Here is a 20237-nt window from a genome sequence, read left to right on the forward strand (position 1 = left end):
GGGTTACTTGTACTGGGCCCAGTCGACATTCTTCATGTCTCCGCTCCTGGCCAGCTCGGCATGCATGCCCAGGGCGGCCCGGATGGACTGCGGAGTCTGGGCCTTGCCGCCGGACAGTTTCAGGTAATCCCAGAGGATATTCTTGTAATCCGGATGGACGCAGTTCTCGATAATGGTCTGGGCCCGTTCTTTCGGGCTCTTGCCGCGAAGATCGGCGACGCCCTGTTCGGTAATGATGATATTGACGTCATGTTCCGTATGGTCGTGGTGGGAGACCATGGGGACGATGGCGCTGATCTTGCCGTCCTTGGCGACGGACGGGCAGGTGAAGATGGAAATATAGGCGTTGCGCGTGAAGTCGCCGGAACCGCCGATGCCGTTCATCATCTTCGTGCCGCCGATGTGCGTGGAGTTGACGTTCCCGTAAAGGTCGGCTTCAATGGCGGTGTTGATGGAGATGACGCCGAGGCGGCGGATCACTTCCGGGCTGTTGGATATTTCCGAGGGACGGAGCACCAGCTTGTCGCGGAAGAAGTCCATATCCCTGTAAATGCCTTCCAGGCAGTCGTTCGTAACGGTCAGGGAACAGGCGCTCCCGAATTTCACGCGGCCTTCCCGGATCAGACCGATCACGGAGTTCTGAATGACTTCCGTGTACATTTCAAAGGCGGGAATGGTCTTGTCGCGGCCCAGGGCGCCCAGCACGGCGTTTGCAATGTTGCCCACGCCGGATTGAAGCGGCAGGAAGGTGGAGGGGATAATGCCCCGCTTCATGTCGGCGGCCAGGAAGTCCGCCACGTTCTGCCCGATTTTATCGGTCAGGGGGTCAGCCGCGGCAAAGGAACGGGCTTCGTCCGGCCAGTTGGTTTCCACGATGCCCACGATCTTCTTCGGGTCAACCTGGATGTATGGTTTCCCGATACGGTCGCTGGGTTTGTAAATGGGGATTTCACGGCGGTTGGGAGGATCCATGGGTTCGTAAACGTCATGCAGTCCCATGGCATTTTTGCTGTGGGCGGCGTTCAATTCCACGATGATCTTGTCGGCAAGGCGGCAAATGGTGGGAGCGATCCCTCCGGCGGCCGTCAGATAAATTTTACCGTCGGCCGTGACCTCGCAGGCTTCGATGATGGCCATGTCTACTTTGCCCATGAACCCGTAACGGATTTCCTGGGCCATCTGGGACAGGTGGATGTCGTTGTAGGCGATTTCCCCATTGTTCACCGCCTTGCGGAAGTCAACGTTGGTGGTGTAGGGGGCGCGGTAGCGAATAGCCTTGGCGCGGGAAAGAACCCCGTCGCAGGAATCGCCCGTGGAAGCACCGGTGAAGACGCTCACCTGGAAGGGGTTCCCCTTAGCGTGTTCCGCTTCTGCAATTTTTGCCAATTCAGCCGTCACAGCCTTGGCCGTCCCTGCGGGAGTAAACCCGCTCAGGCCAATGTGGTGGCCGTGTTTAATCAGGCTTGCTGCTTCTTCTGGTGTTAGTTCCTTGTAACTCATGTCAGTGATTTTTGTTGGATGAAAGAGAAAGAAACTCCGTGTCAACGGAGCGGTCAGGCTTGTTCTTCAACAAGCCTGTTAATCAGATGTGCCGGAACGGTCCGGAGGGAACCGGTCGGAAGGGATACCACAGGATTGCCCTGATCGTCAATCCCCGTAAAGATTCCCCGGATGGTTTCGTCATCCGTAAGGATGGAAACCGGCCTTTCCCCGGCCCATGCTTGCGCCAGCCCCTCCTGAAGGGTGGGGATGCCGCCGTGGGCAAAGGTAGAAAAAACCTGGTCCAAATGCCTGCCGAGGGAAGCCATGACGTCATGCAGTGAGGGGCAGTCCTGAACAAGAATCCGCGAGCCTTGCGGGAGGGTCCTTGATTTCTCCGGCTATAGAGGCCACGTCATTGAAAATGTTGATGCCCATGCCGATGACGGCCATGTGCGCGGAGGGGCGCTCCACAAGAATGCCCGCCAGTTTGGATTTTCCTATGAGGACGTCGTTGGGCCAGCGCAGGCGCGCGTTGGCAATGCCCATGCTGCGGAGCATGTTGAGCAGGGCCAGCCCTGCAACCAGGGGCAGATGGCCCCAGTGTACGCCGGCCGCAGTATCCAGGGGAACGGTGAAGGAGGACCACAGGCCGCCTTCCTCCCCTACCCATTTGCGGTTGAACCTGCCGCGGCCGCTTTTCTGCACGCGGCAGACGGCAATGTGGCGGGGGGCAGGGAACGGGCCAGGTCATTGGTGGAAGAAGCCTCGGCCCATTCATGATAGGTCCAGTCGCCGCATGGTCCTTCCTCCTCTGGAGGAGTGGGGGATGGGGCGGTGGAATTCATGGGATGGGCCGAGGCCTGGAATAATTTCAAATCAGGTTATCTCGCCAGAGTGGCGATGTAGTAGCCTGCGATGACTGCGGTGCCGATCACGCCCGCAACGTTCGGTCCCATGGCGTGCATGAGAAGGTAGTTGGAGGGATCGTACTTCTGGCCCACATTGTGGGAGACGCGGGCCGCCATCGGAACGGCGGAGACGCCTGCGGAACCGATCAGGGGGTTGACCGGATTCTTGCGCCAGATGAGGTTCATGAGCTTGGCGGCAATCACGCCGCCCGCGGTGGCTACGCCGAAGGCGACAATGCCCAGCAGAATGATCAGCAGCGTTTCCTTCTGCAGGAAGCGGTCACCTTGCATCGTCAGGCCCACGGAGGTCCCCAGGAAGATGGTGACGATGTTGATGATTTCATTCTGGGAGGCCTGCACCAGGCGTTCCGTCACCTTGCACTCGCGCAGGAAGTTGCCCAGCATCAGCATGCCGATCAGCGGAGAGGCGTCCGGAATCAGCAGGATGGTGACAATGGTGACCAGCACGGCGAAGAACAGTTTTTCACTCTTGCTGACCGTTCGCAGGGATTTCATGCGGATGACCCGCTCCTTCTTCGTGGTCAGCAGCGCCATGATGGGCGGCTGTATCAGCGGAACCAGGGCCATGTACGTATACGCGGCCACGGCCACGGCGCCCAGCAGGTGTGGGGCCAGCTTCATCGTCAGGAAGATGGAGGTGGGGCCGTCAGCGCCGCCGATGATGCCGATGGAGGCGGATTCATTGGGCGTGAAGCCCATGAACAGGGCCATGAAGAACGTGGCGGCCACGCCCACCTGGGCCGCTGCACCCAGAAGAAGGGTGCGCGGTGCGGCGAGCAGCGGGCCGAAGTCCGTCAGGGCTCCCACGCCCAGGAAGATGATGGGCGGGAAGATTTCAGCCTTGATGCCCAGCCCGATCCAGTCGTACAGACCCCCATGGATGGAGGTGACCAGTAATTCCTGGGTGTGCTGGCCCACGGCCACGTACTTGCCTGCGGCGGAGACCACCAGGGGTTCCAGCTTCTGCGTTTCCAGATTCACCGGAACCTGGTTACCTTCCGTGTCAAAGTAGTTGACTCCCTTCTGGCGCAGAACGGTGGTGACTCCACCGTTCGTGAGCAGGTACACCGGATCGTTGGCGTCCGCTTCCGTCACGTTGTGGAAGTCCTTCAGGTTGGGGTCCACCGTCAGGCTGTCGTCCCCCAGAAGGGCGGCGTCAGCCTTGGCTTTTTCCTGGGATTCCCGCACGGGCTTGATCTGGGAGACGGTCAGCGGGCTGCCGGGGTAAACCTGCATGGGCTGTTCCATGTTTGCCAGATACTGGGCGCGCGCTTCAGGCGTGGTCAGGTTGGCCGGCACCTTGACGGGGGCCTGCTGGAGCGGGGCCACGTGAACGCGCAGGTAGCCCACGTTGTTGAGGGACGTGGCGGTCACTTCCCCCGCCTTATTAGAGGAGATGACCTGCTGGTTCAGCTGGGTGATGAGCATTCCGTTGTCCGGAATGTTGGCAATTAATGCGCCAAAGGCAATTGGAACCATCAGAAGAGGTTCGTACTGCTTGGCTACACCCAGGTACAGGAGAAGAACGGCAATGCCCCACATCCCTACCATTTGCCATGATAGGGAGAAGATGCCCATCCCCTGTAAAAAGGTGATTAATGAATCAAAAAGACTCATATGGAATAATTATTGTAGCGGTTTTTAGTCTGAGTCGGAGTCCGGACCTGTGTTAGGGGGACCGGACGGCTCCCGCCGGGATTAACCAATCTTGGCCAGCGCCTGTCCTTCCTGAACCGTGTCGCCCGCGCTTACGCAGAAAGCGGTGAGCGTGCCGGAGGCGGGAGCGTAAATGATGGTGTTCATCTTCATGGCTTCCAGCGTCAGGATCTGGTCACCGGCCTTCACGGCGGTGCCGGGGGCAACGTCCAGGGAAACGACTTTGCCGGCGAGCGGGCTGGGCACGTCTCCTGCGCCGGCGGCGGCCGGGGCGGGGGCGGGCGTGGGAGCCGGAGCGGGCGCCGCGACAGGGGCGGAGGCTGCGGGTGCGGGAGCCGGGGCTGCAACGGGGGCCGGAGCCGGGGCGGAGGTAGTGGAGGAGACCTGGTCCAGGAGTTCTACGGATACGTCAAATACCTTGCCGTCTACGGTGATGCGAAGTTTCTTCATAATAATGTATGGTATGGAATATTAAGTTAAATGATTCCCGCCGGGGGCGGGGGTAAGGGTGAATAATGCAGTGGTTCAATGACTGGGCCGGATGCGGTGGGAGGCGAAGATTTCCGCCCTGCCTGCGGCCGCATAGCCGGAGCCCGGGGATTGCTTGATTTCCACGATGCGGTGGCTCATGCCGTCCAGGCCTGCGTCCACGGCGGCGGAGATGACGGCCACCATTTCCGGCGTGAGCTCCGTCATGGCGGAGTCCACGGCTGCGGAGAGGATGGCGAGCATTTCCGGAGTCATGCCCGGCTTGCCTGCTGCCGCAGGGGCGGCGGCAGGCACAGGAGCGGGAGCGGCGGAGGCCGCTGCGGCCTTGGCTTTGGCCTTGTTCTGGATGGAAGCGGCAATGGAGCCGCTGATGGTCAGAATGACGGCCAGGCCACCCAGGCACATCATGACCACCAGGATGCCGACGATCTGGTAGTCCAGATTCTCCATGATGTTGGCCATGCCCTGCGCAAAGGCGAGTGTCGTAAGTAACATATGAATCCGTTAAGATGGATGTTAGAGCGGAATGTTGCCGTGCTTCTTGGCCGGACGCACTTCCTTCTTGTTCAGGAGGGTGCGCAGTGCGAAGGCGATCTTGGCGCGGGTTTCTTCCGGATTGATGACTTCCGTGATCTGGCCCATGCCGGCCGCCACGTACGGGTTGTAGAAGGCCTCCCGGTATTCTTCCAGAAGTTCTCCCTGGCGCTTGGCCTTTTCCGCGGGGTCTTCCACGGCTTTCAGCTCGCGGCCGTAAAGCACCGGAACAGCGCCTTCCGCGCCCATCACGGCGATTTCCGCGCCGGGCCAGGCGAAAACGGCGTCAGCGCCCAGGTCCTTGCAGCACATGGCGATATAGGCGCCGCCGTAGGCTTTGCGCATGATCAGGGTGACCTTGGGCACCGTGGCCTGGGAGTAGGCGAAGATGAGCTTGGCGCCGTGGCGGATGATGCCGCCGCGTTCCTGGTTCTTGCCGGGCAGGAAGCCGGGCACGTCCACCAGGTTCACCAATGGGATGTTGAACGCGTTGCAGAAGCGGATGAAGCGGGCGGCCTTGTCGGAGGAGTCGATGTCCAGGCAGCCGGCCTTCACGTTGGGCTGGTTGGCGATGATGCCGACCACCACGCCGCAGACCCGGCCGAAGCCGACGACGACGTTCTTGGCGAAGTCCTTGTGCACTTCCAGGAAATCCCCGTCATCCACCAGGCGGCTGATGATGGGCTGGACGTCCAGGGGCGTGCGGTTGTCGCCGGGAATCAGGTCGCTCATGCCTTCGTCCGCGCTCAGGTCAAGCGGGGTGTCCAGCTTGTGGGGCGGTTCTTCCGCGTTGTTGGCGGGAAGGAAGGAAAGGAGCCTCTTCAGGATGTCCAGGGCGTGCGCGTCGCTGTCCGCCACGAAGTGGACGTTGCCGGACACGGAGGCGTGGATGGCCGCGGAGCCGATGTCGTCCATCGTGCACTTTTCATACGTGACCTGTTCAATCACCTTGGGACCGGTGATGTACATGCCGGCGTTGCCGGAATTGCGCATGATGATGAAGTCCGTCAGGGCGGGGGAATAGGCCGCGCCGCCTGCGCAGGGCCCCAGGATCATGGATATCTGCGGAACCACGCCGGAAGCCAGCACGTTGTTGTAGAACACCTGGGCGTAGCCGGACAGGGCCGCCACGCCTTCCTGGAGGCGCGCGCCGCCGGAGTCGTTCACCGTCACCATTGGGATGCCGGCTTTCAGGGCGTACTTCTGGGCGTCCGCAATCTTCATGGCGTGCATGTAGCCGAGGGAGCCGCCCTGGGCCAGGAAGTCGGAGGCCGCGCAGGCGACCGGACGGCCGTTCACGAGGCCAAAGCCGGAAACGACGCCGTCGCCGGGGATTTCCTTCTTGCCCATGCCGAAGTTGTGGCAGTTGTGGCGCACATGCATGCCGATTTCCGAGAAGGTGCCTTCTTCAAAGAGGTACCCCATGCGGTCGCGGGCCGTCATTTCGCCCTTTTCGTGTCTCTTGTCGATCTTTTCCTGACCGCCGCTGAGGATGACCTTCTTGCGGCGGCTGTTCAGATCGTCAATCAATTTGGGATCAATAGCCATTGGTATAGTGGTATGGTGGATTCGGAGAATGTTACTTGCCGCATCCGCAACCGCCGGGGTGCTGGCAGAATTCGGTCAGCACGCCGAAGGTGCACTTGGGATGCAGGAAGGTGACCTGCGTATTGTGCGCGCCGGGGACGGGCGGGTCGTTCAGCACGGTAAGGCCGGCTTCCTTGGCCTGGGAGATGTTGTCAGCAATGTCGTTGGTCTTGAAAGCGATGTGGTGGATGCCTTCCCCTTTCTTCTCGATGGCCTTGGCGATGGCGCTTTCCGGAGAGGTGGGTTCGAGCAGTTCGATGTGGACTCCGGCAACGTCAAACATGGCGACGCGCACCTTTTGCGTGGGCACTTCCTCAATGTGGGGCTCTCCGAGTCCGAGCGCATCACGGTAGTAGGGAACGGTGGCGTCAAGGCTCTTGACGGCGATGCCGATATGGTCAATTTGTTGAATCATATGCGTATGATGGTTGTAGGGAATGCAGGTGGAAGCCTGCAATACATCAGGAGCCATTAAAGCGGATTTTTTTTAGATGTGAAGCGAAAAGCGGAAAAATGGCGAAATCGCGCCCGCTCCGTTTCACCTGCTTGATTGCCCCGGAAGATGAGGTATGGTAGGGGCATGTTCAAGAGGGGATTAGCCGTATTGTTCCTGCTGGCGTCGTGGTTTTCCGCCGCGTGTGCCTATGAGCTGCTGCCCGCCCATGTGGCCGTGGTTTACAACGGAAAATCCGAGCTGAGCCGCCGCATGGCCAGGGAGTATGCGCGGGTGCGCGGCGTGCCGGAAGGGAACCTGGTTTCCCTGGACTGCCCCTCGGCCAACGAGATTTCCCGGAAGGAGTATGAAGACCTGATCCGTGCGCCCCTGCTGCGGACGGCGCAGGAGCAGCGGTGGTGGGTGCCGTCCGGCATTGCCTCCGCCCCCATGATGGACCGGAAGATTTTTGCGCTGGTGCTGATGGCGGACCTGCCAATGAAGATACGGCATGAAGCGCCCGTTCCCCCTCCCGGGAAGGATATCAACCAGATGCAGACGGACCGCGCCGCCGTGGATTCCGAACTGGCGCTGCTGGCGGTGGACGGTTATGAGAGGAAGGCCTGGGTAGGAAACCCCTATTTTGACAGGAAGGAGGATTTTGTGGGCTCCGGCCTGCCCACGTTCCTGGTGTGCCGCCTGGACGGTCTGACGGCGGATACCTGCCTGCGGCTGGTCACGGAACCTGCGGAGGTGGAGAAGAAGGGCCTGTGGGGGTGGGCGGTGGTGGACCGGGGCGGCCCCTACGCCCAGGGGGACCAGTGGCTGGACGCCGTGTTCCGCCGCGTGCGGGAAGCGGGAATCCCCGTTTACCTGGATGACTGGCCCCAGACTCTTCCGGAGAAATTTCCGCTGAGCCGGGACACGGCGCTTTACTGCGGCTGGTACACCGGGAATGCGAACGGTCCGTTTACGGACCCAACCTTCCGTTTCCGGCCCGGAGCGGTCGCCATGCACCTGCATTCCTTCAGCGCCTCCGATTTCAAGATTCCCGGCAGGGGGTGGAGTTCCGCCCTGCTGGAAAAGGGGGCGGACGTGACGGTGGGGAACGTGTATGAACCGTTCCTGGGCGCGTGTCACCGCTTTGACATTTTTGCGGACCGCCTGCTGGACGGCTATACCGTGGCGGAAGCCTCCTGGATGAGCATGCCCGTACTGTCCTGGCAGGGGGTGGTGTTCGGGGACCCCCTCTACCGTCCGTACGCCCGCATGAAGAACATGGACGTGAAGCCGACGGAAGAGGACCGCTATTTCCAGGGCTGGTGGGCTTCCTCTGTACAGTTCGGGGACCGCTGGCGGGACCGTTCCGCGCGCCTGCTGGAATCCGCCCGGAAGGCACCCTCCTCCTGCCTTTATGAAGCGCTGGCGCTGGAATACCTGTACCGGAAGGAGCCAGCACGGGCCGGGGAGCTGGTTTTCTCCGCCCTTGACGGCGCGTCGGACGCCCGCACCCGCGCCCGTCTTCTGCTGGAGTCCCTGCTGGCGGACCGCGCCCAGGGCGGGGACAAGGCCTTCCTGCTGCGGATGGACAGCGTCCGCGCCCTCATGTCTTCCTCCGCCTTTCTCCCGGCGCTGGAGGAGTGGCATGCAAGGATAGCTCCGCCGCCGCCCCCGCCTAAAAAATAAAATTAAGGCCGTACGGCAAATTTGGATTGCCTTTTAGGGGATTATGGCCCATATTCTGCGTCCCGTAAGTTTTCCTTTTACTGATATTCACCAGCAATAGATAACACAAGATGAACATTATCAACAAAATCGAGCAAGAGCAACTCAAGGCGGATGTGACCCCATTTAACGTAGGTGATACCATCAAGGTTCACACTCGTGTTATTGAAGGCGGCAAGGAACGTATCCAGATTTTCCAGGGCATCGTGATCGCCAAGCGCGGTTCCGGCATCAATGAAGCTTTCACGGTCCGCAAGATTTCCTACGGTGAAGGCGTGGAGCGCGTGTTCCCCCTGCACACCCCCCGCATCGCCAAGATTGAAGTCGTGAACCGAGGCAAAGTCCGCCGTGCCAAGCTTCACTACCTGCGCGGCCGTATCGGCAAGGACGCCATGATCGTGAAGTCCGCCAACCGGTAATCGGAAAAATTGCTATTTTTGCTGGCCCGGCCCGCCGTGAGGCGAGGCCGGGTTTTTTATGCCCGGAAGGTTTTATTCCACCCCGGAGGAAGAAGGGGCCGGACGGGAAAGGAAGGCGTGAAAAAATTTTCGTGAACCCCCCTGTGAGGGCAACACGGTTTTTCCCGGTGAAAGTTCCGGAAAGGGGGAGAGAGGCTGAAAGAAAGCCGGCAAGAAAAAGGAACGGGATGGAACAAGTCCTCCGGCTTTTCCGTTCCTTCCGGCGGGGCTTTGCCGGGGGAGGGAGCTAATCAGGAAGGCAGGCGGTTGGCCAGCCTCTTTTGCAGGAAATAGAAGTGGAGCATCATCAGCACGGAACTTGCCAGGCTCACCAGGAAGGCCGTTCCGTTGTACATGATGACGGGGCGCACCATGCCGTTCAGCAGGGCTTCCAGCTCCCGGTCCAGCGCAAGCACGTTTTCCGGGCTTTCTTCCGCCCATGCCCGGAGCGTCTCCGAGAAATGGAACAGGGGCTGGAACAGCGTATACAGGAAGATGAGCAGGGAACCCGGCACGCTGACGGCCCAGGCCAGCCATATCCAGCCTTTTCCGCGTGAAGGGCCGGGGAAGGAGAGGGCCTTGTTGACGTCCAGCATGGCTTGAAGGGGCATCCAGATATTGCCCACGGGGAGGAAGAAGGAAAGGACGCAGAGCAGGGGAGAGGCGCGCATGGCTCCCTTCTTCACCGTTTCCGCATTCTGCGCCAGCCGGTAAACCAGCATCAGCCAGCAGACCACCAGCCCGGCCATGGACAGGTAAAACAGGCCGCCGTCCAGCGTAAACGGAGCGGCGGAGCCTGCCTCCGCCCTGGCAAGGGAGAGGGAAAGGGAGGCGCGGTCCCCTTCCTGGAGTTCCTTCATGGTTTGAGCCAGCGTTTCCGAGATGGCTTGCTGAATCAGGGGAAGATCGTGGAAAAGCAGATAGAAGGTGCCCCCGGCCAGCGTCAGGGCAAACAGGCACAGGAGGAACAAGAGGACGCCGAGCTTCCGGAGGGGCGGAATTCCGGCTGAAAACGGTTCCGCAGGCATTATTCTTCCGCAGGTGCGGGGGCCGGTGTTTCCGCCGCTTCTTCCGGGCCGTATGCCTCCACTTCCGTCAGCGCCAGCGGATGGGCCGGATCGGTGGATTCCACGCGCAGGGCGCGCGCCTTGACCGGAGCTTCCAGCTTCCAGGTGGTGACGTTGGTGGATTTTTCCGAGGGTGTGGTGTTGAAGGTTTTTTCCGCCAGCACGTTCTTGTCATTGTCGTACAGAATCACCTTGAATTCCTCCATGGTGCCCAGCAGAGTCAGGTTGGCTGGCGTGTAAATAACCACTTTTTCTATGGTGCGGTTGGTCTCCTTGCCGAAGTCGATGCCGAACCAGGCGGTTTTTCCTTCCGCCACGCCGGTGGCGCTGATGGAAACGTCGGAAAGCTCGGAGCTGGTATTGCCGTCCACGGCCTTTTCCGGACCGTAGGCGCCCAGCATGTTGCGGTTGGAGCTCTGGCGCACCTTGACGCCGGGCTGAAGGCTCCAGTTGACTTTGCCGGGTTCGGCGGAGGGTTTGGGAGCTGCAGGCACGGGTTCCGGATGCGGGAGCGGGGCAGGTGCGGGAACCGCAGGGGCCGGAGTGGTGTTTTCCGCGACGGCCGGGGCAGAGGGCGCAGGCGTTGCCGGAGCATGGCGGCGCGCTTCCCTGTTCGCTTTTCTCGCCTCATCCGCCTTCGCGTTGTTTTCCTTCTGCACCTGTTCGTTGTAGTCATTGCGCATTCTGACGACGTCCTTCTTGTACAGGATGCAGGTGTAGGTCAGCACAATGCCTACGATCAGGGCCGGGATAAGGTAGTAGTAAACATTGGTCTGCCCTTTCTGCATATTCATGGCGGGGACGGGCGTTGAGGACGGCCGGGGAGGAATGGCTGCCGCGTTTCTTCCCGTGGGGCTGGCGATGGCCTTGTCCAGGTCCGTGATAAAGTCCCCCAGGTTCCGGTAGCGTTCGCGGGTGTCCGGATTGATGGCCCGGGAGACCACGGCGTCCACGGCGTCGCTGCACTTGATCAGTGTGGAGGGCATGGCGAAGCCCGCTTCCATCGGCGTCTTGCGGGTCAGCAGGATGTAGAGCGTCAGCCCCAGGGCGTAAATGTCCATGCCCGGCGTGAAGGCGGCTTCCGCCCCGGTGACCCATTCCGGAGAGGCGAAGTCCCCCATGTCTACCGGGGGCTGCGCGGGATAAATGTTGATGGGCAGCAGCAGGGCGTCTCCGCCGTCCGCGCGCAGGGAAATCAGTTTGGGCGTGATGCCGCCGTGAAAGATGTTTTTCCGGTGCAGCGTCAGCAGGCCTTCCGCCATGTTCCGCACCAGGTTGAGCGCCGCCTGGGGGGATATCTGGGGGAGGGTTTCCAGGTCCGCCAGGCGCGGATAGGGGGAGTGTTCGGAAATGATGAAGGTGAACGGTCCTGCCTGTCCCACTTCGTAAACGCGCAGAAGGCCCTGGTGCGCCTGTTCCACAATGGTGAGGGAGCGGACGATGAATTCCGGATCCCAGCCGAAGACTCCGGCTTCCTCCGTGGGAACCACCCGCAGCATGACGGGAGCGAAATTGGATTTCAGGGTGGCGGTGAAAATTTGCTGGGGGCCTTTGGCCCCGACAAGCTGGATGTTTTCCAGCTGGGGGAAGAGGGCGGAAATCTGGTCCATGGAAAGGGAATCGTCGGCAGGCATGGAAAAGGGAGGTGGAATAGTATCGGCAAACAGTCTACCTTAAAATCCTTGCCGGAAGCAACTCTATAAGCGGGCATATTTTGCTGGCGGGATGTCCTGACGCTGAACGGAAACCGCTCGTGCCGGGCCGGAACGGCCTTTTCCGGGCGGGGCGGACGCTCTCCTTTGAAGAAGGCGTCCCGAGGGGCCGTTCTTTCCGTATCCATACGGTTGACGGGCCTGTTCCTTCCGCTGGCGCAATGGTTTTTCCTGACGGGGAAGTTTGTTGGAAAAGCCGGATGCCCCCTCCGTTTTCAGGAAGGGTTGTTTCCTCTTCATTCCGTGGCCGGGAAATAACTTTTTCCTTACCTGCTGGGCAAAACCCGGAAGGCTGAACAAACCAGTCCGGAGCAAGCCGCAATCAGCAGGAAAAATTTCAGTTGCTTCAGGCGCCTGAGAGACATTCCTGTCCGATTGGCCATGGCCATGTAAAAATCATGTTCATCCCAATTCTTGCGGATGCGGCAAAGCAGGTGGATAACTGTGGCGGTTGTTAAAGCCACCATGTACAGGGTGGCTAGGAAAAGAGCCGTTTCCGGACATCCGTTTGACAGGAAAACGGCGGATGCGAGCAACAGGCATAACAGAATGAGGAATAGGGAGCCGGCAAACTCAGCAAGGAGTTTGTATTTGTTAACGATTTCCTGAACCTGTTTCTTACCGGAAAAATGTTCTTCCTTCCTTGTCCTGAACATCATCCAGCCGGTCAGCAGGGACGTCAGGAGCAGCCATAGGATGTCATGCATGGGGCGGAACGGGGGAATTTCGGGAAATAAGCGCGGGCATTACGGCCTTTTCTGCATGATAGGGAACCCGATCGTCCCAGTACATCGTAAATCTGGGTGTGAAAGATAAAGCTTCAATTTTTGCAGCCTCAAGTTAATCTTATCATTGAACGCCTCAGAAACTCTTCGGTGGCCGGGGTGGCGTCAAGGGACCTTGAAGGAGCAGGGTTCGAACTTCCTTTGATAGTTTTCGCGTTTCAGAACATGCGGGGTATGCCGGATGGATGAAGAGGAGAAGCTTATTTACTCGCTTCCTGTGCAGAGCCTTTTCCTCCCGAATTCCGCGTCAAATTGGACTAATTCCTCGCGGAGGCGAGAGAGAAGACGCGCAGGGTTTTTCCTGAAATTTCAATGAGGAAGCGTTCGTTCTCAGAGTTGGAGTAGATGAGGGGGAGAGGCGGGAGCGTTCCCAGGCCTCCGCGACTGCGGATGCCTGATCCCGAGGGAGGGGGCAGGTCATGCAGGGTATGTAAGGAAGATGTTATGGAGAAATTGGATGTCTCCAGGCACTGGAGCCGTTGATCTCTTTCTTGATGAGTATTTTTTGCCTATCACGAAGAATCATACATTTTAACGTTGTCGATAATTCTTGTATAAACTTGCCTATTGCCTGATCAAAAACACCAAATACGATGTACGATTCATAGATATCGTTTCAACTCTGTCAGTTACTTTCTTCATGTAACGGCGCCCTCGGTAGTCGTAGCCGCATTCCACCACCGTACTGCCGTCCTGGCTGATGAAGCTCACCGCACGGTTAGCTTCATTGTATACTGTGGTCCAGATGCCCGTTGAAGTTCTAATCAGCGTCTGGTTGGCCGAAGCGTTATAGTCGGGAACAAAGGGTTGATCCAGATCCAGAGTGGAGGGTGATGCTAGTGTACTGTGCTTGAGTTCGTTGACCGCGTAGATGAGTTCTTCGGCCAGTTTCTACACCGTCTTGCGGTTGACGATGTTGTCTAGCTGAGGCATAGGGCGTCGTGCCTAGAGAAGCTCCGGTGAGTTCGTTCCTGCTGTTGTAGCTGAAGCTGTCGCTATGGACTACTTCGTTTTTCCGCTACTGGGTGCGGGTAGTCGGATGCCCCAGCGCAATCATAAGTTGGAGTATTTATTTTCTCAGGAAAATCCAGTACTGACATTTGTAAATACAGCTTATTGACATATTTCGCCTGTTCATTAAGCATATTTATTAAATTCTGAATATCTGTTTTTTCTAATTTTATATGCTTCTCCATATTTAATGCAGCAATTGCATTTCTTTGATCTTCTATCCAAGTCTCTATTTGTTTCTTTCTTTGTGAATCATTTTTCTGACTATACTTGTTTTTAATTTCTAATTTCTGAAATTCGATGATATCGTTTGGAGTAACATCAAATTTAGAGAAATTATATTTTCCTGGAACGAGATTGCGAAGGGATCCTGCTTGGTACATAAACCATTCTGTATAAATAAGATCAAAATGCGCCTTATCACTTAATTCACTAAAAATGTTTTTCTCAACATTTTGTTGTTTAATGTCAGAACAGTGCGTACATAACAATATAAAAGCTACATAAAATATTTTATTCATAGTTATTAATTATTTTTTATTAGGAATTATAAGAATCCATTCTTTCGGATTATTCGGATTATCTACTTGATATAATAATGTATTACTTAACAACAATACATTATGGCATTCCCATTTTCCCTTATTACAGGAACACCATTTATAGGCTTGAACGCTTACTCCTAATGCACTCCGAGCTCTTCCTACTCCTCTCAAAGGTTGGACTTTTCTATTGAAAGTATCACCTGTTTGACTATAACATGTTTTGTTATAGCAATCAAACCAAGTATAAACTACATAGCAACAATTTTCATTACATGTACCATTATGTTCGCATTTGGATGTGAACATAGGACTTTCAACTGATGCCTTAACATCAATTCCTTTTGTTCCTGCATCTTTAATAACTGGCCTTTCCTGCGATCTTTCACATCCTTTACAACATTTCGGACACGGATCGCCTGTTTTTGTGAATCCCTTTTTTAACCCTAAACCGTCATATTTGTTTATTACAACATTTTCTATAAACCCGTACAAATTCCATCCGCCTTCTTCAGCGATGGGGTCACGATTGATCCACCTGCCGTCTGCGGGATTGTAATAACGATAGTTGTAATAGACCAGGGCGAGTTCTACATCGTTCATCTCGCTGGACCACTGCACCGGCTGGACGAGGTCCCCCGTGGAAACAACCTGTCCGTATGGCGAGTAGTCATAAGTTGCCGCAATAGCTCCCTCTCCAGCGAACACCTCCGTGACGTTCTTGTTAAAGTCAACTCCATAGCAGTAAAGGGCATTTTCCTGCACCAGGGCCAGGGGACGCGTTGCCACCGGTTCCAGTGGATCCCACAGCAGTGTCCGAAGCACGTTCCGGTTGTCCAGCATGTCCAACGCCGCTAGTTGCAGGTAGCCACGGTACAGGTAGCGTTCATGGCTGACGACCGTTCCGTTGACGGTGACCTTCTTCATGTAGCGGCGTCCCTGGTAGTCGTAGCCGCATTCCACCACCGTACTGCCGCCCTGGCTGGTGAAGCTCACCGCGCGGTTGGCCGCGTTGTAGACTACTGTCCAAATGCCCGTCGAGGTTTTGATGAGGGTCTGGTTGCCCGAGGCGTCGTACGTCGGCACAAAAGGCGCCTCCGCTTTTTCTTCGATGCTTGTGTACTGGTTGAGGTTGTTGGCCGCGTAGGAAAGTTCCTCGGCCAGTTCCCGCGCCGTCTTGCGGTTGCCGATGTTGTCGTAGCTGTAACCGTAGGGGGCTGTTCCCAGAGTAGCCCCGGTGAGTTCGTTTCTGCCGTTGTAGCTGAAGCTGTCAGTACGAGTTGCTTCGGTTCCCCGCTGCTGGGTGCGGGTGACCGGGCGTCCCAATGCGTCGTAGCTCTGGCTGCGGGAGACCAGCGCGGTTCCCCCAGACGGCAGCTTATGGCCACTGCCAGGTCACGGTGTTCTTCATAGGCAAGTTCCCGGACGATGCCGTTGGGCATCGCGAGGCTGGAGGGCAGGCTGCTTCCCGCCAGGTAGCCGTAGGCGAAGGTTTGTTCTTCTCCTCCGTGCACGATTCCGGCGCCGGCAAGCCTCCCGTTGGCTTCATAGCCCTGGCTTGCTTCCTGGAGGACGTCGGTTCCCTGTTTCAGGGTATAGCCGGAGGACCGGCCGTAGGCATCGTAGTTTTCCTGGAGCTGGCAGGAGGCGCCTCCTATGGTGATGCTATCGGTGTCCGGTTCGTTGTAGGGAGTGTAAGTGATGGTGCGAGAGCCTGAGGCGTCCGTCACCTGGGTCAGCTGGTTGAGGCAGTTGTAGGCGTACTGGATGCCGGGCGTGGAGTCGCTGTAGGAGACGGAGGTGTTGACCCCTTTCTTAGATTGTAGCCCCAGGTGGTGACCACCCCGCGCGCGTCTGTGAGCGTGGATTTGAGGTTCAGGGCATTGTAGGCGGTGTCCTCATGCGTTCCGTCCGCGTAGGTTTTACGCGCCAACAGCCCCGTGGCTTCATCATAGCTCCAGGTGGTGACGTCTCCGTCCGTGCGTCCCGTGGGGTCGGTGGTGATGTCGCCCGCGTCCTCCCGGAAGGTGGTAAGGCTGACCATTCTGTCGGCTTCGTCGTAGCCGAAGAGCAGGGGCTGGGCGCCCGTTCCCCATTGCGCCGTATTGCGGCCCCGGAGATCGTAGTTGTAGCATGTCGTTTTCCCGAGGGCGTTGGTGACGGCGGAAGGCTGGTCAAACCAGGGATCGTAGGCGGTAGAAGCCGTGTTGCCCGCCGCGTCGGTAACGGAAACAGTGCGCCCGGCGATGTCGGTACGTGTCGTAATGGTGTTGCCCCGTCCGTCCGTGTTAGTGTAGATGATGCCGGTTTCCGCATAGGCTCGGGTCTGCGTGGAAGTAATGCCCGCGTGGTCCGTCTGCGTGGTAGTAAAGTCGTCGATGACCGTCGCGGTGGCCGTGACATTGGAAGTGGGGATGCTGCTTTTTTGCGTCCGCAGGGCGCCTGTTCCGTATTCGCTCCACTGTGTGGATATATTTCCTCTGGGACCGATGAAGACGGTTTTGCTTTCCAGCGTGGACGAGAGGGAGGAAACCAGCGTCTTCTGCGTTTCGCCATAGGTAGTCCCTTGGCCGTTGTTCCTAGTCGCCGTGACGACGCGGTAGACGCCGTCCTGCGCCTGTTCCACGCCATAGCTCCACGTGGTGATGCGCGAGTTGGACACGGTGGCCGGATCGGCAAGCTTCCAGGTTTCCTTGACCTTATTGCCGAAGTCGTCGTATTCCCACAGGGTCGGCGCCATCGTCGTAGCTGCGGTTTCCGCATCTGTCTGTTCCTTGGTCAGCTGTCCCTTGGCGTTATAGGTGTTCCTCGTGTAAATGACTCCCCCGATGGTGTTGGGCCGGCCCGTGCGCAAATTTCCCCGGCACCGTTGGCGACGCTGCGCTGCAGTTCGGTTTCCGTTTCCCCGGAGACGGCTTTCGTGAAGGTCCGAACGCCGTCGGCAACCAAGTCGAGGGAATAGATGATATGCCGCTGTCCCGTGCCGGATTCTTCCAGGACCGTTCCGTCCGGCGCGTTGCGCGTGACGAACGTGGCTCCGGAGGGAGTGGTTTGCGTCGTCGTCAGACCGTCTTCGCTGTAGGCGTAGGTGGTGACTCGTCCCAGGACGTCCGTAGAGGAAGTTATCCTCCCCAGCAAGTCGTACTCCGAGCTTTCGCTGGTCGTCATGGCCCCCGTATCCCGGCGCGTAGAGAGGATGCGCCCCGCCGCATCCAGGGTGTAGGTGGTGATGGTTTCCGGCGTGATGACGGTTTCCCCGTCCATTACGGCGGAACGCGTGGTTTCCACCAGTTGGCGCGCCGTGTCGTAGGCATAGTCCATTCTTACACCATTTTCATCAATGTCCCACAACAGGCGCCCGTCGCACATCAGCTCGCGCTCCGTTATTCGGCCATTGCCCGCCGTCCGCTTCACCCACCTGTTCTGCGTGTCAAATTCATAGGAGGCGCTGTCCGTGAGCGCCCATTCCCCGCCGGTGAGCAGGGCGTAGCTTTCTTCCCTGACGCGCTGCCCTTCCGCCGTGATCCAGGTCGTGGTGCGCGTGCTCTGTCCCGGCACGGTTTCCCCGTTGACGCGCGTTTCCAACGTTTCCGTGTAGAGGGCGCCGTGCTCCGTCGTTGCCGCGTAGTCGTGCCAGGTTTGCACGCCGGTGAGGTCCCGGGTCATCCGGGTGCGTCCGCGGGCATAGACGTCGGGCGCGCCGGCCAGCCATTGTTCCGTGGCCGTCAGGCGCGTGCCCGTTACTCCCAGTCCGGTGACCCGCTTTTCCGTCCTTTTGACGTGATTGGCCGTCGTGTACTTGTAGGCAATGGTGGTCAGCGTCTTGACGTGTCCTTCCAGCGGAAGCAGGTCTACCGTTTCCGTGGCGGGTTCGTCGTTGAAGTCGGCTTCTCCCGAATAGGCATAGGTGTAGCGCGTGATGCGCCTGCCGCTTTCCGCCCACGGTTCGTCGCGGGAGAGCAGGCGTCCGTAGAGGTCATACGCGTAATGAATTTGGCTGCCGTCCGGGGCAGTTTCCGTCTTGAGCCGTCCGCACTGGTCGTAGGCGTATTGCGTGGTCTGGGCTTCCTGGCTTTGATAGCCTTCCACTTGAGTGAGCAGCAGATCGCCTACGTCCGTCGTTTGATATATGGAGCAGGTGCGCTCTGCCACGATACCTCCTTTGGAGATTTCCGTCACCAGCTGCCAGACCGAGTCTTCCGGTTCCAGCTCCGTGCGCGTGCGGATGGTCGTGACGGCGTCTTCCCCCGTGCCCTGCCGCATGTTCCACGCCAGGCCGTCGTTCCACCAGGTGACGGCGTAGGGCTGCCTAGCCGGCGCCTGTTCCGTGACGGTGAAGTGGCCGTCCGCGGAAAGGGAAAGGTTGAATGTTTTAAAGGGTGTCCCGGTGACCGTATAAAATCCCTGTTCGTCCGTTCCGGTGATTTGCCCAGGCGTGTAGAGCGCGATGATGTAGCCCGTGGAGGTGACGTTTTCCACGTTGAGCAGGCCGTCCCACAGGTTCCAGATTTGCCTCAGCGAGCCGTCTTCGGCATGCTTGACGTCCAGGTAGGATGACGCGTTGGAGATGACCTGCTTGTCGGTGGTGGTGTAGGAGAGGAGCATTCCTGTTTCCGCCGAGAAGAGGTATTGGCTGCCGTCTTCCACAATCCAGCGGAGGCAGGATTGTCCTTCCACCGTGTCCAGCGTTGCCCGTCCTCCGCCCGACGTGTCCACGCCAACGGGCAGCACGGACCCGTTCATATAGCAGCGCATGGCAATCACCCGGTCTCCCTGCACCAGATCAAAACGCACTCCGGGTACAATTCCCCCTTCGGGCACGTCCAGGCGGCTGTTCAACGGATGGTTGTAGGCCAGTGAGGAGGGGCTTTCCAGGCCGGAGACAGTTTCCTCAGCCCTCAGTTCCACAAGGCCCGCAGGAATCCCTCCCAGTCCCCGGAACATTCCGAAGTTGCAGGACCAGTACATCAGGGTGGCCGTGCTTTCCGCACTCACACTGCACCCTGCGGAGGAGTAGTTTCCCAGCGTGCTATTCCCCACCGCGGAGCCCGACCGGGCCAGCGACGGGGAAGGCGGCGTTCCGCCGCTGTTATCACACGTGTCTCCCTCGCACGGGCACTTCTCGGGCTCCTCCTTGCCTCCCGGCTCCGTCGGCACCACGTCGATGCTATAGTTGCAGATGGAGACGTTGTCTTTTTCAGGCTTGTAGTCGATGTTGGTCTGGTTGACTTCCCAAATGTAGGAGCCGGAGGGCAGCTGCGCCCCGCCGGTCCCCGTGTGGTATTTATGGCCGCCCTGCTTGCCTGCCGTCTGCGAGTCTTTCTTCAGGTCCACCTGCGCCACCACGCTGCCGCTGGAGTCCTTCACTTCCAGGCTGCCCCAGTCGTCCACCCCCAGGAAGAGCGAACAGGTGCCGTAGAGCTTTTTACCGTCCGCTCCTTCCGGAATGGTAAAGTAACCGTGAGCACTGTGTCCATCCGCCGACGTACTGGGCGGTCCCACGGTAATTTCATCGTGTTCGTGGATTTCCTCGAACGGTAGCGGATCGGGCTCCGGAGAGGCGCGCATGCCACGCGGCATGGGTTTGGCCGTAGAGCCAAAGTACCATTTGCGGTAAGCGGGGATGGAAGAAGGGGTGCCGGCAGAAGAAGTAGTTGGAGTATTCATAAGGCATTAAAGAACTGGGATTGATGATGAAATTAGAGGAGAGCAATCCTCCATGATCATTTTCCCAGTAGCATGATCCAGAGCCAGTGTCAATAAAGTTTATTTGCAAATTTTTGTTTGCCTATGAAACATAACGATTTTTTCCATCAAAAAATAATAT

The 20237-nt window shown here is 58.3% G+C and carries 18 protein-coding genes; 3 read left to right on the forward strand and 15 right to left on the reverse strand.

Annotation, left to right across the window (positions count from 1 at the left end; genetic code table 11):
- Positions 1-3 precede the first annotated feature (3 nt).
- From PVA48_RS10090 to mce, 8 genes are all read right to left on the reverse strand, one after another.
- Complete coding sequence (locus tag PVA48_RS10090; RefSeq protein WP_102729073.1) at positions 4-1500, reverse strand: acetyl-CoA hydrolase/transferase family protein; 1497 nt, start codon at positions 1498-1500, stop codon at positions 4-6.
- A 53-nt stretch (positions 1501-1553) separates the two neighbouring features.
- Positions 1554-1808: a hypothetical protein gene (locus PVA48_RS10095; RefSeq protein WP_423231677.1), complete on the reverse strand. Its 255-nt coding sequence runs from the start codon at positions 1806-1808 to the stop codon at positions 1554-1556.
- 4 nt (positions 1809-1812) lie between these two features.
- Positions 1813-2202 (reverse strand): biotin--[acetyl-CoA-carboxylase] ligase, encoded by a 390-nt coding sequence (locus PVA48_RS10100; RefSeq protein WP_423232519.1) that lies wholly within the window; start codon positions 2200-2202, stop codon positions 1813-1815.
- A gap of 161 nt (positions 2203-2363) precedes the next feature.
- Positions 2364-4028 carry a sodium ion-translocating decarboxylase subunit beta gene (locus tag PVA48_RS10105; RefSeq protein WP_102713851.1) on the reverse strand — a complete coding sequence of 555 codons (1665 nt, stop codon included), beginning with the start codon at positions 4026-4028 and terminating at the stop codon, positions 2364-2366.
- An 81-nt stretch (positions 4029-4109) separates the two neighbouring features.
- Positions 4110-4517, reverse strand: a complete 408-nt coding sequence (locus PVA48_RS10110) for an acetyl-CoA carboxylase biotin carboxyl carrier protein subunit (protein WP_180971744.1) — start codon at positions 4515-4517, stop codon at positions 4110-4112.
- Positions 4518-4592: 75 nt separating this feature from the next.
- Complete coding sequence (locus tag PVA48_RS10115) at positions 4593-5051, reverse strand: OadG family transporter subunit (RefSeq protein WP_022395956.1); 459 nt, start codon at positions 5049-5051, stop codon at positions 4593-4595.
- A gap of 21 nt (positions 5052-5072) precedes the next feature.
- Positions 5073-6638 (reverse strand): acyl-CoA carboxylase subunit beta, encoded by a 1566-nt coding sequence (locus tag PVA48_RS10120; protein ID WP_022395955.1) that lies wholly within the window; start codon positions 6636-6638, stop codon positions 5073-5075.
- Between the two features lie 31 nt (positions 6639-6669).
- Complete coding sequence (gene mce, locus PVA48_RS10125) at positions 6670-7092, reverse strand: methylmalonyl-CoA epimerase (protein WP_102722924.1); 423 nt, start codon at positions 7090-7092, stop codon at positions 6670-6672.
- A gap of 165 nt (positions 7093-7257) precedes the next feature.
- On the opposite strand from mce, the gene PVA48_RS10130 reads away from it, so the two are divergent.
- Positions 7258-8796 carry a TIGR03790 family protein gene (locus PVA48_RS10130; RefSeq protein WP_180975270.1) on the forward strand — a complete coding sequence of 513 codons (1539 nt, stop codon included), beginning with the start codon at positions 7258-7260 and terminating at the stop codon, positions 8794-8796.
- Positions 8797-8906: 110 nt separating this feature from the next.
- Positions 8907-9254, forward strand: a complete 348-nt coding sequence (gene rplS / locus PVA48_RS10135) for a 50S ribosomal protein L19 (RefSeq protein ID WP_012419257.1) — start codon at positions 8907-8909, stop codon at positions 9252-9254.
- A gap of 290 nt (positions 9255-9544) precedes the next feature.
- Here rplS and PVA48_RS10140 read toward each other — a convergent pair whose 3' ends face one another.
- The 5 genes from PVA48_RS10140 to PVA48_RS10160 form a co-directional block, all read right to left on the reverse strand.
- Entirely contained in the window at positions 9545-10321 is a 777-nt protein-coding gene (locus PVA48_RS10140) for a DUF4328 domain-containing protein (protein ID WP_102729069.1), read from the reverse strand.
- Entirely contained in the window at positions 10321-11994 is a 1674-nt protein-coding gene (locus PVA48_RS10145; protein ID WP_102729068.1) for a discoidin domain-containing protein, read from the reverse strand. The genes PVA48_RS10140 and PVA48_RS10145 overlap by 1 nt, the downstream gene beginning before the upstream one ends.
- A gap of 344 nt (positions 11995-12338) precedes the next feature.
- The gene (locus PVA48_RS10150; protein WP_102729067.1) at positions 12339-12779 is read right to left on the reverse strand and encodes a hypothetical protein; all 441 of its coding nucleotides are present in this window, start codon (positions 12777-12779) and stop codon (positions 12339-12341) included.
- A gap of 1073 nt (positions 12780-13852) precedes the next feature.
- Positions 13853-14389: a hypothetical protein gene (locus tag PVA48_RS10155; RefSeq protein WP_102729066.1), complete on the reverse strand. Its 537-nt coding sequence runs from the start codon at positions 14387-14389 to the stop codon at positions 13853-13855.
- A 9-nt stretch (positions 14390-14398) separates the two neighbouring features.
- Positions 14399-15736: an RHS repeat domain-containing protein gene (locus PVA48_RS10160; protein WP_423231678.1), complete on the reverse strand. Its 1338-nt coding sequence runs from the start codon at positions 15734-15736 to the stop codon at positions 14399-14401.
- Here PVA48_RS10160 and PVA48_RS10165 point away from each other — a divergent pair.
- Positions 15736-16128, forward strand: a complete 393-nt coding sequence (locus tag PVA48_RS10165) for a hypothetical protein (protein ID WP_423231679.1) — start codon at positions 15736-15738, stop codon at positions 16126-16128. The two genes, PVA48_RS10160 and PVA48_RS10165, sit on opposite strands and share 1 nt — an antisense overlap.
- A 17-nt stretch (positions 16129-16145) precedes the next feature.
- On the opposite strand, the gene PVA48_RS10170 is transcribed toward PVA48_RS10165, so the two are convergent.
- Complete coding sequence (locus PVA48_RS10170; protein WP_423231680.1) at positions 16146-17264, reverse strand: hypothetical protein; 1119 nt, start codon at positions 17262-17264, stop codon at positions 16146-16148.
- On the reverse strand, positions 17189-20077 hold the full coding sequence (locus tag PVA48_RS10175; protein ID WP_423231681.1) for a hypothetical protein: 2889 nt from the start codon (positions 20075-20077) through the stop codon (positions 17189-17191). Before PVA48_RS10175 ends, PVA48_RS10170 begins: the two co-directional genes overlap by 76 nt.
- Positions 20078-20237 lie beyond the last annotated feature (160 nt).

This window comes from Akkermansia sp. JRP_AM1 (assembly GCF_049262625.1).
In the GTDB taxonomy this organism is placed as follows: Bacteria; Verrucomicrobiota; Verrucomicrobiia; order Verrucomicrobiales; family Akkermansiaceae; genus Akkermansia; species Akkermansia massiliensis.

What these genes read in the sequence shown, in the direction of transcription:
- PVA48_RS10090 (WP_102729073.1), bottom strand. Translation starts at nt 1,500, where the DNA reads ATGAGTTACAAGGAACTAACACCAGAAGAAGCAGCAAGCCTGATTAAA.
- PVA48_RS10095 (WP_423231677.1), bottom strand. Translation starts at nt 1,808, where the DNA reads ATGGCTTCCCTCGGCAGGCATTTGGACCAGGTTTTTTCTACCTTTGCC.
- PVA48_RS10105 (WP_102713851.1), bottom strand. Translation starts at nt 4,028, where the DNA reads ATGAGTCTTTTTGATTCATTAATCACCTTTTTACAGGGGATGGGCATC.
- PVA48_RS10110 (WP_180971744.1), bottom strand. Translation starts at nt 4,517, where the DNA reads ATGAAGAAACTTCGCATCACCGTAGACGGCAAGGTATTTGACGTATCC.
- PVA48_RS10115 (WP_022395956.1), bottom strand. Translation starts at nt 5,051, where the DNA reads ATGTTACTTACGACACTCGCCTTTGCGCAGGGCATGGCCAACATCATG.
- PVA48_RS10120 (WP_022395955.1), bottom strand. Translation starts at nt 6,638, where the DNA reads ATGGCTATTGATCCCAAATTGATTGACGATCTGAACAGCCGCCGCAAG.
- mce (WP_102722924.1), bottom strand. Translation starts at nt 7,092, where the DNA reads ATGATTCAACAAATTGACCATATCGGCATCGCCGTCAAGAGCCTTGAC.
- PVA48_RS10130 (WP_180975270.1), top strand. Translation starts at nt 7,258, where the DNA reads ATGTTCAAGAGGGGATTAGCCGTATTGTTCCTGCTGGCGTCGTGGTTT.
- rplS (WP_012419257.1), top strand. Translation starts at nt 8,907, where the DNA reads ATGAACATTATCAACAAAATCGAGCAAGAGCAACTCAAGGCGGATGTG.
- PVA48_RS10140 (WP_102729069.1), bottom strand. Translation starts at nt 10,321, where the DNA reads ATGCCTGCGGAACCGTTTTCAGCCGGAATTCCGCCCCTCCGGAAGCTC.
- PVA48_RS10145 (WP_102729068.1), bottom strand. Translation starts at nt 11,994, where the DNA reads ATGCCTGCCGACGATTCCCTTTCCATGGACCAGATTTCCGCCCTCTTC.
- PVA48_RS10150 (WP_102729067.1), bottom strand. Translation starts at nt 12,779, where the DNA reads ATGCATGACATCCTATGGCTGCTCCTGACGTCCCTGCTGACCGGCTGG.
- PVA48_RS10155 (WP_102729066.1), bottom strand. Translation starts at nt 14,389, where the DNA reads ATGAATAAAATATTTTATGTAGCTTTTATATTGTTATGTACGCACTGT.
- PVA48_RS10165 (WP_423231679.1), top strand. Translation starts at nt 15,736, where the DNA reads ATGCGTCGTAGCTCTGGCTGCGGGAGACCAGCGCGGTTCCCCCAGACG.
- PVA48_RS10175 (WP_423231681.1), bottom strand. Translation starts at nt 20,077, where the DNA reads ATGAATACTCCAACTACTTCTTCTGCCGGCACCCCTTCTTCCATCCCC.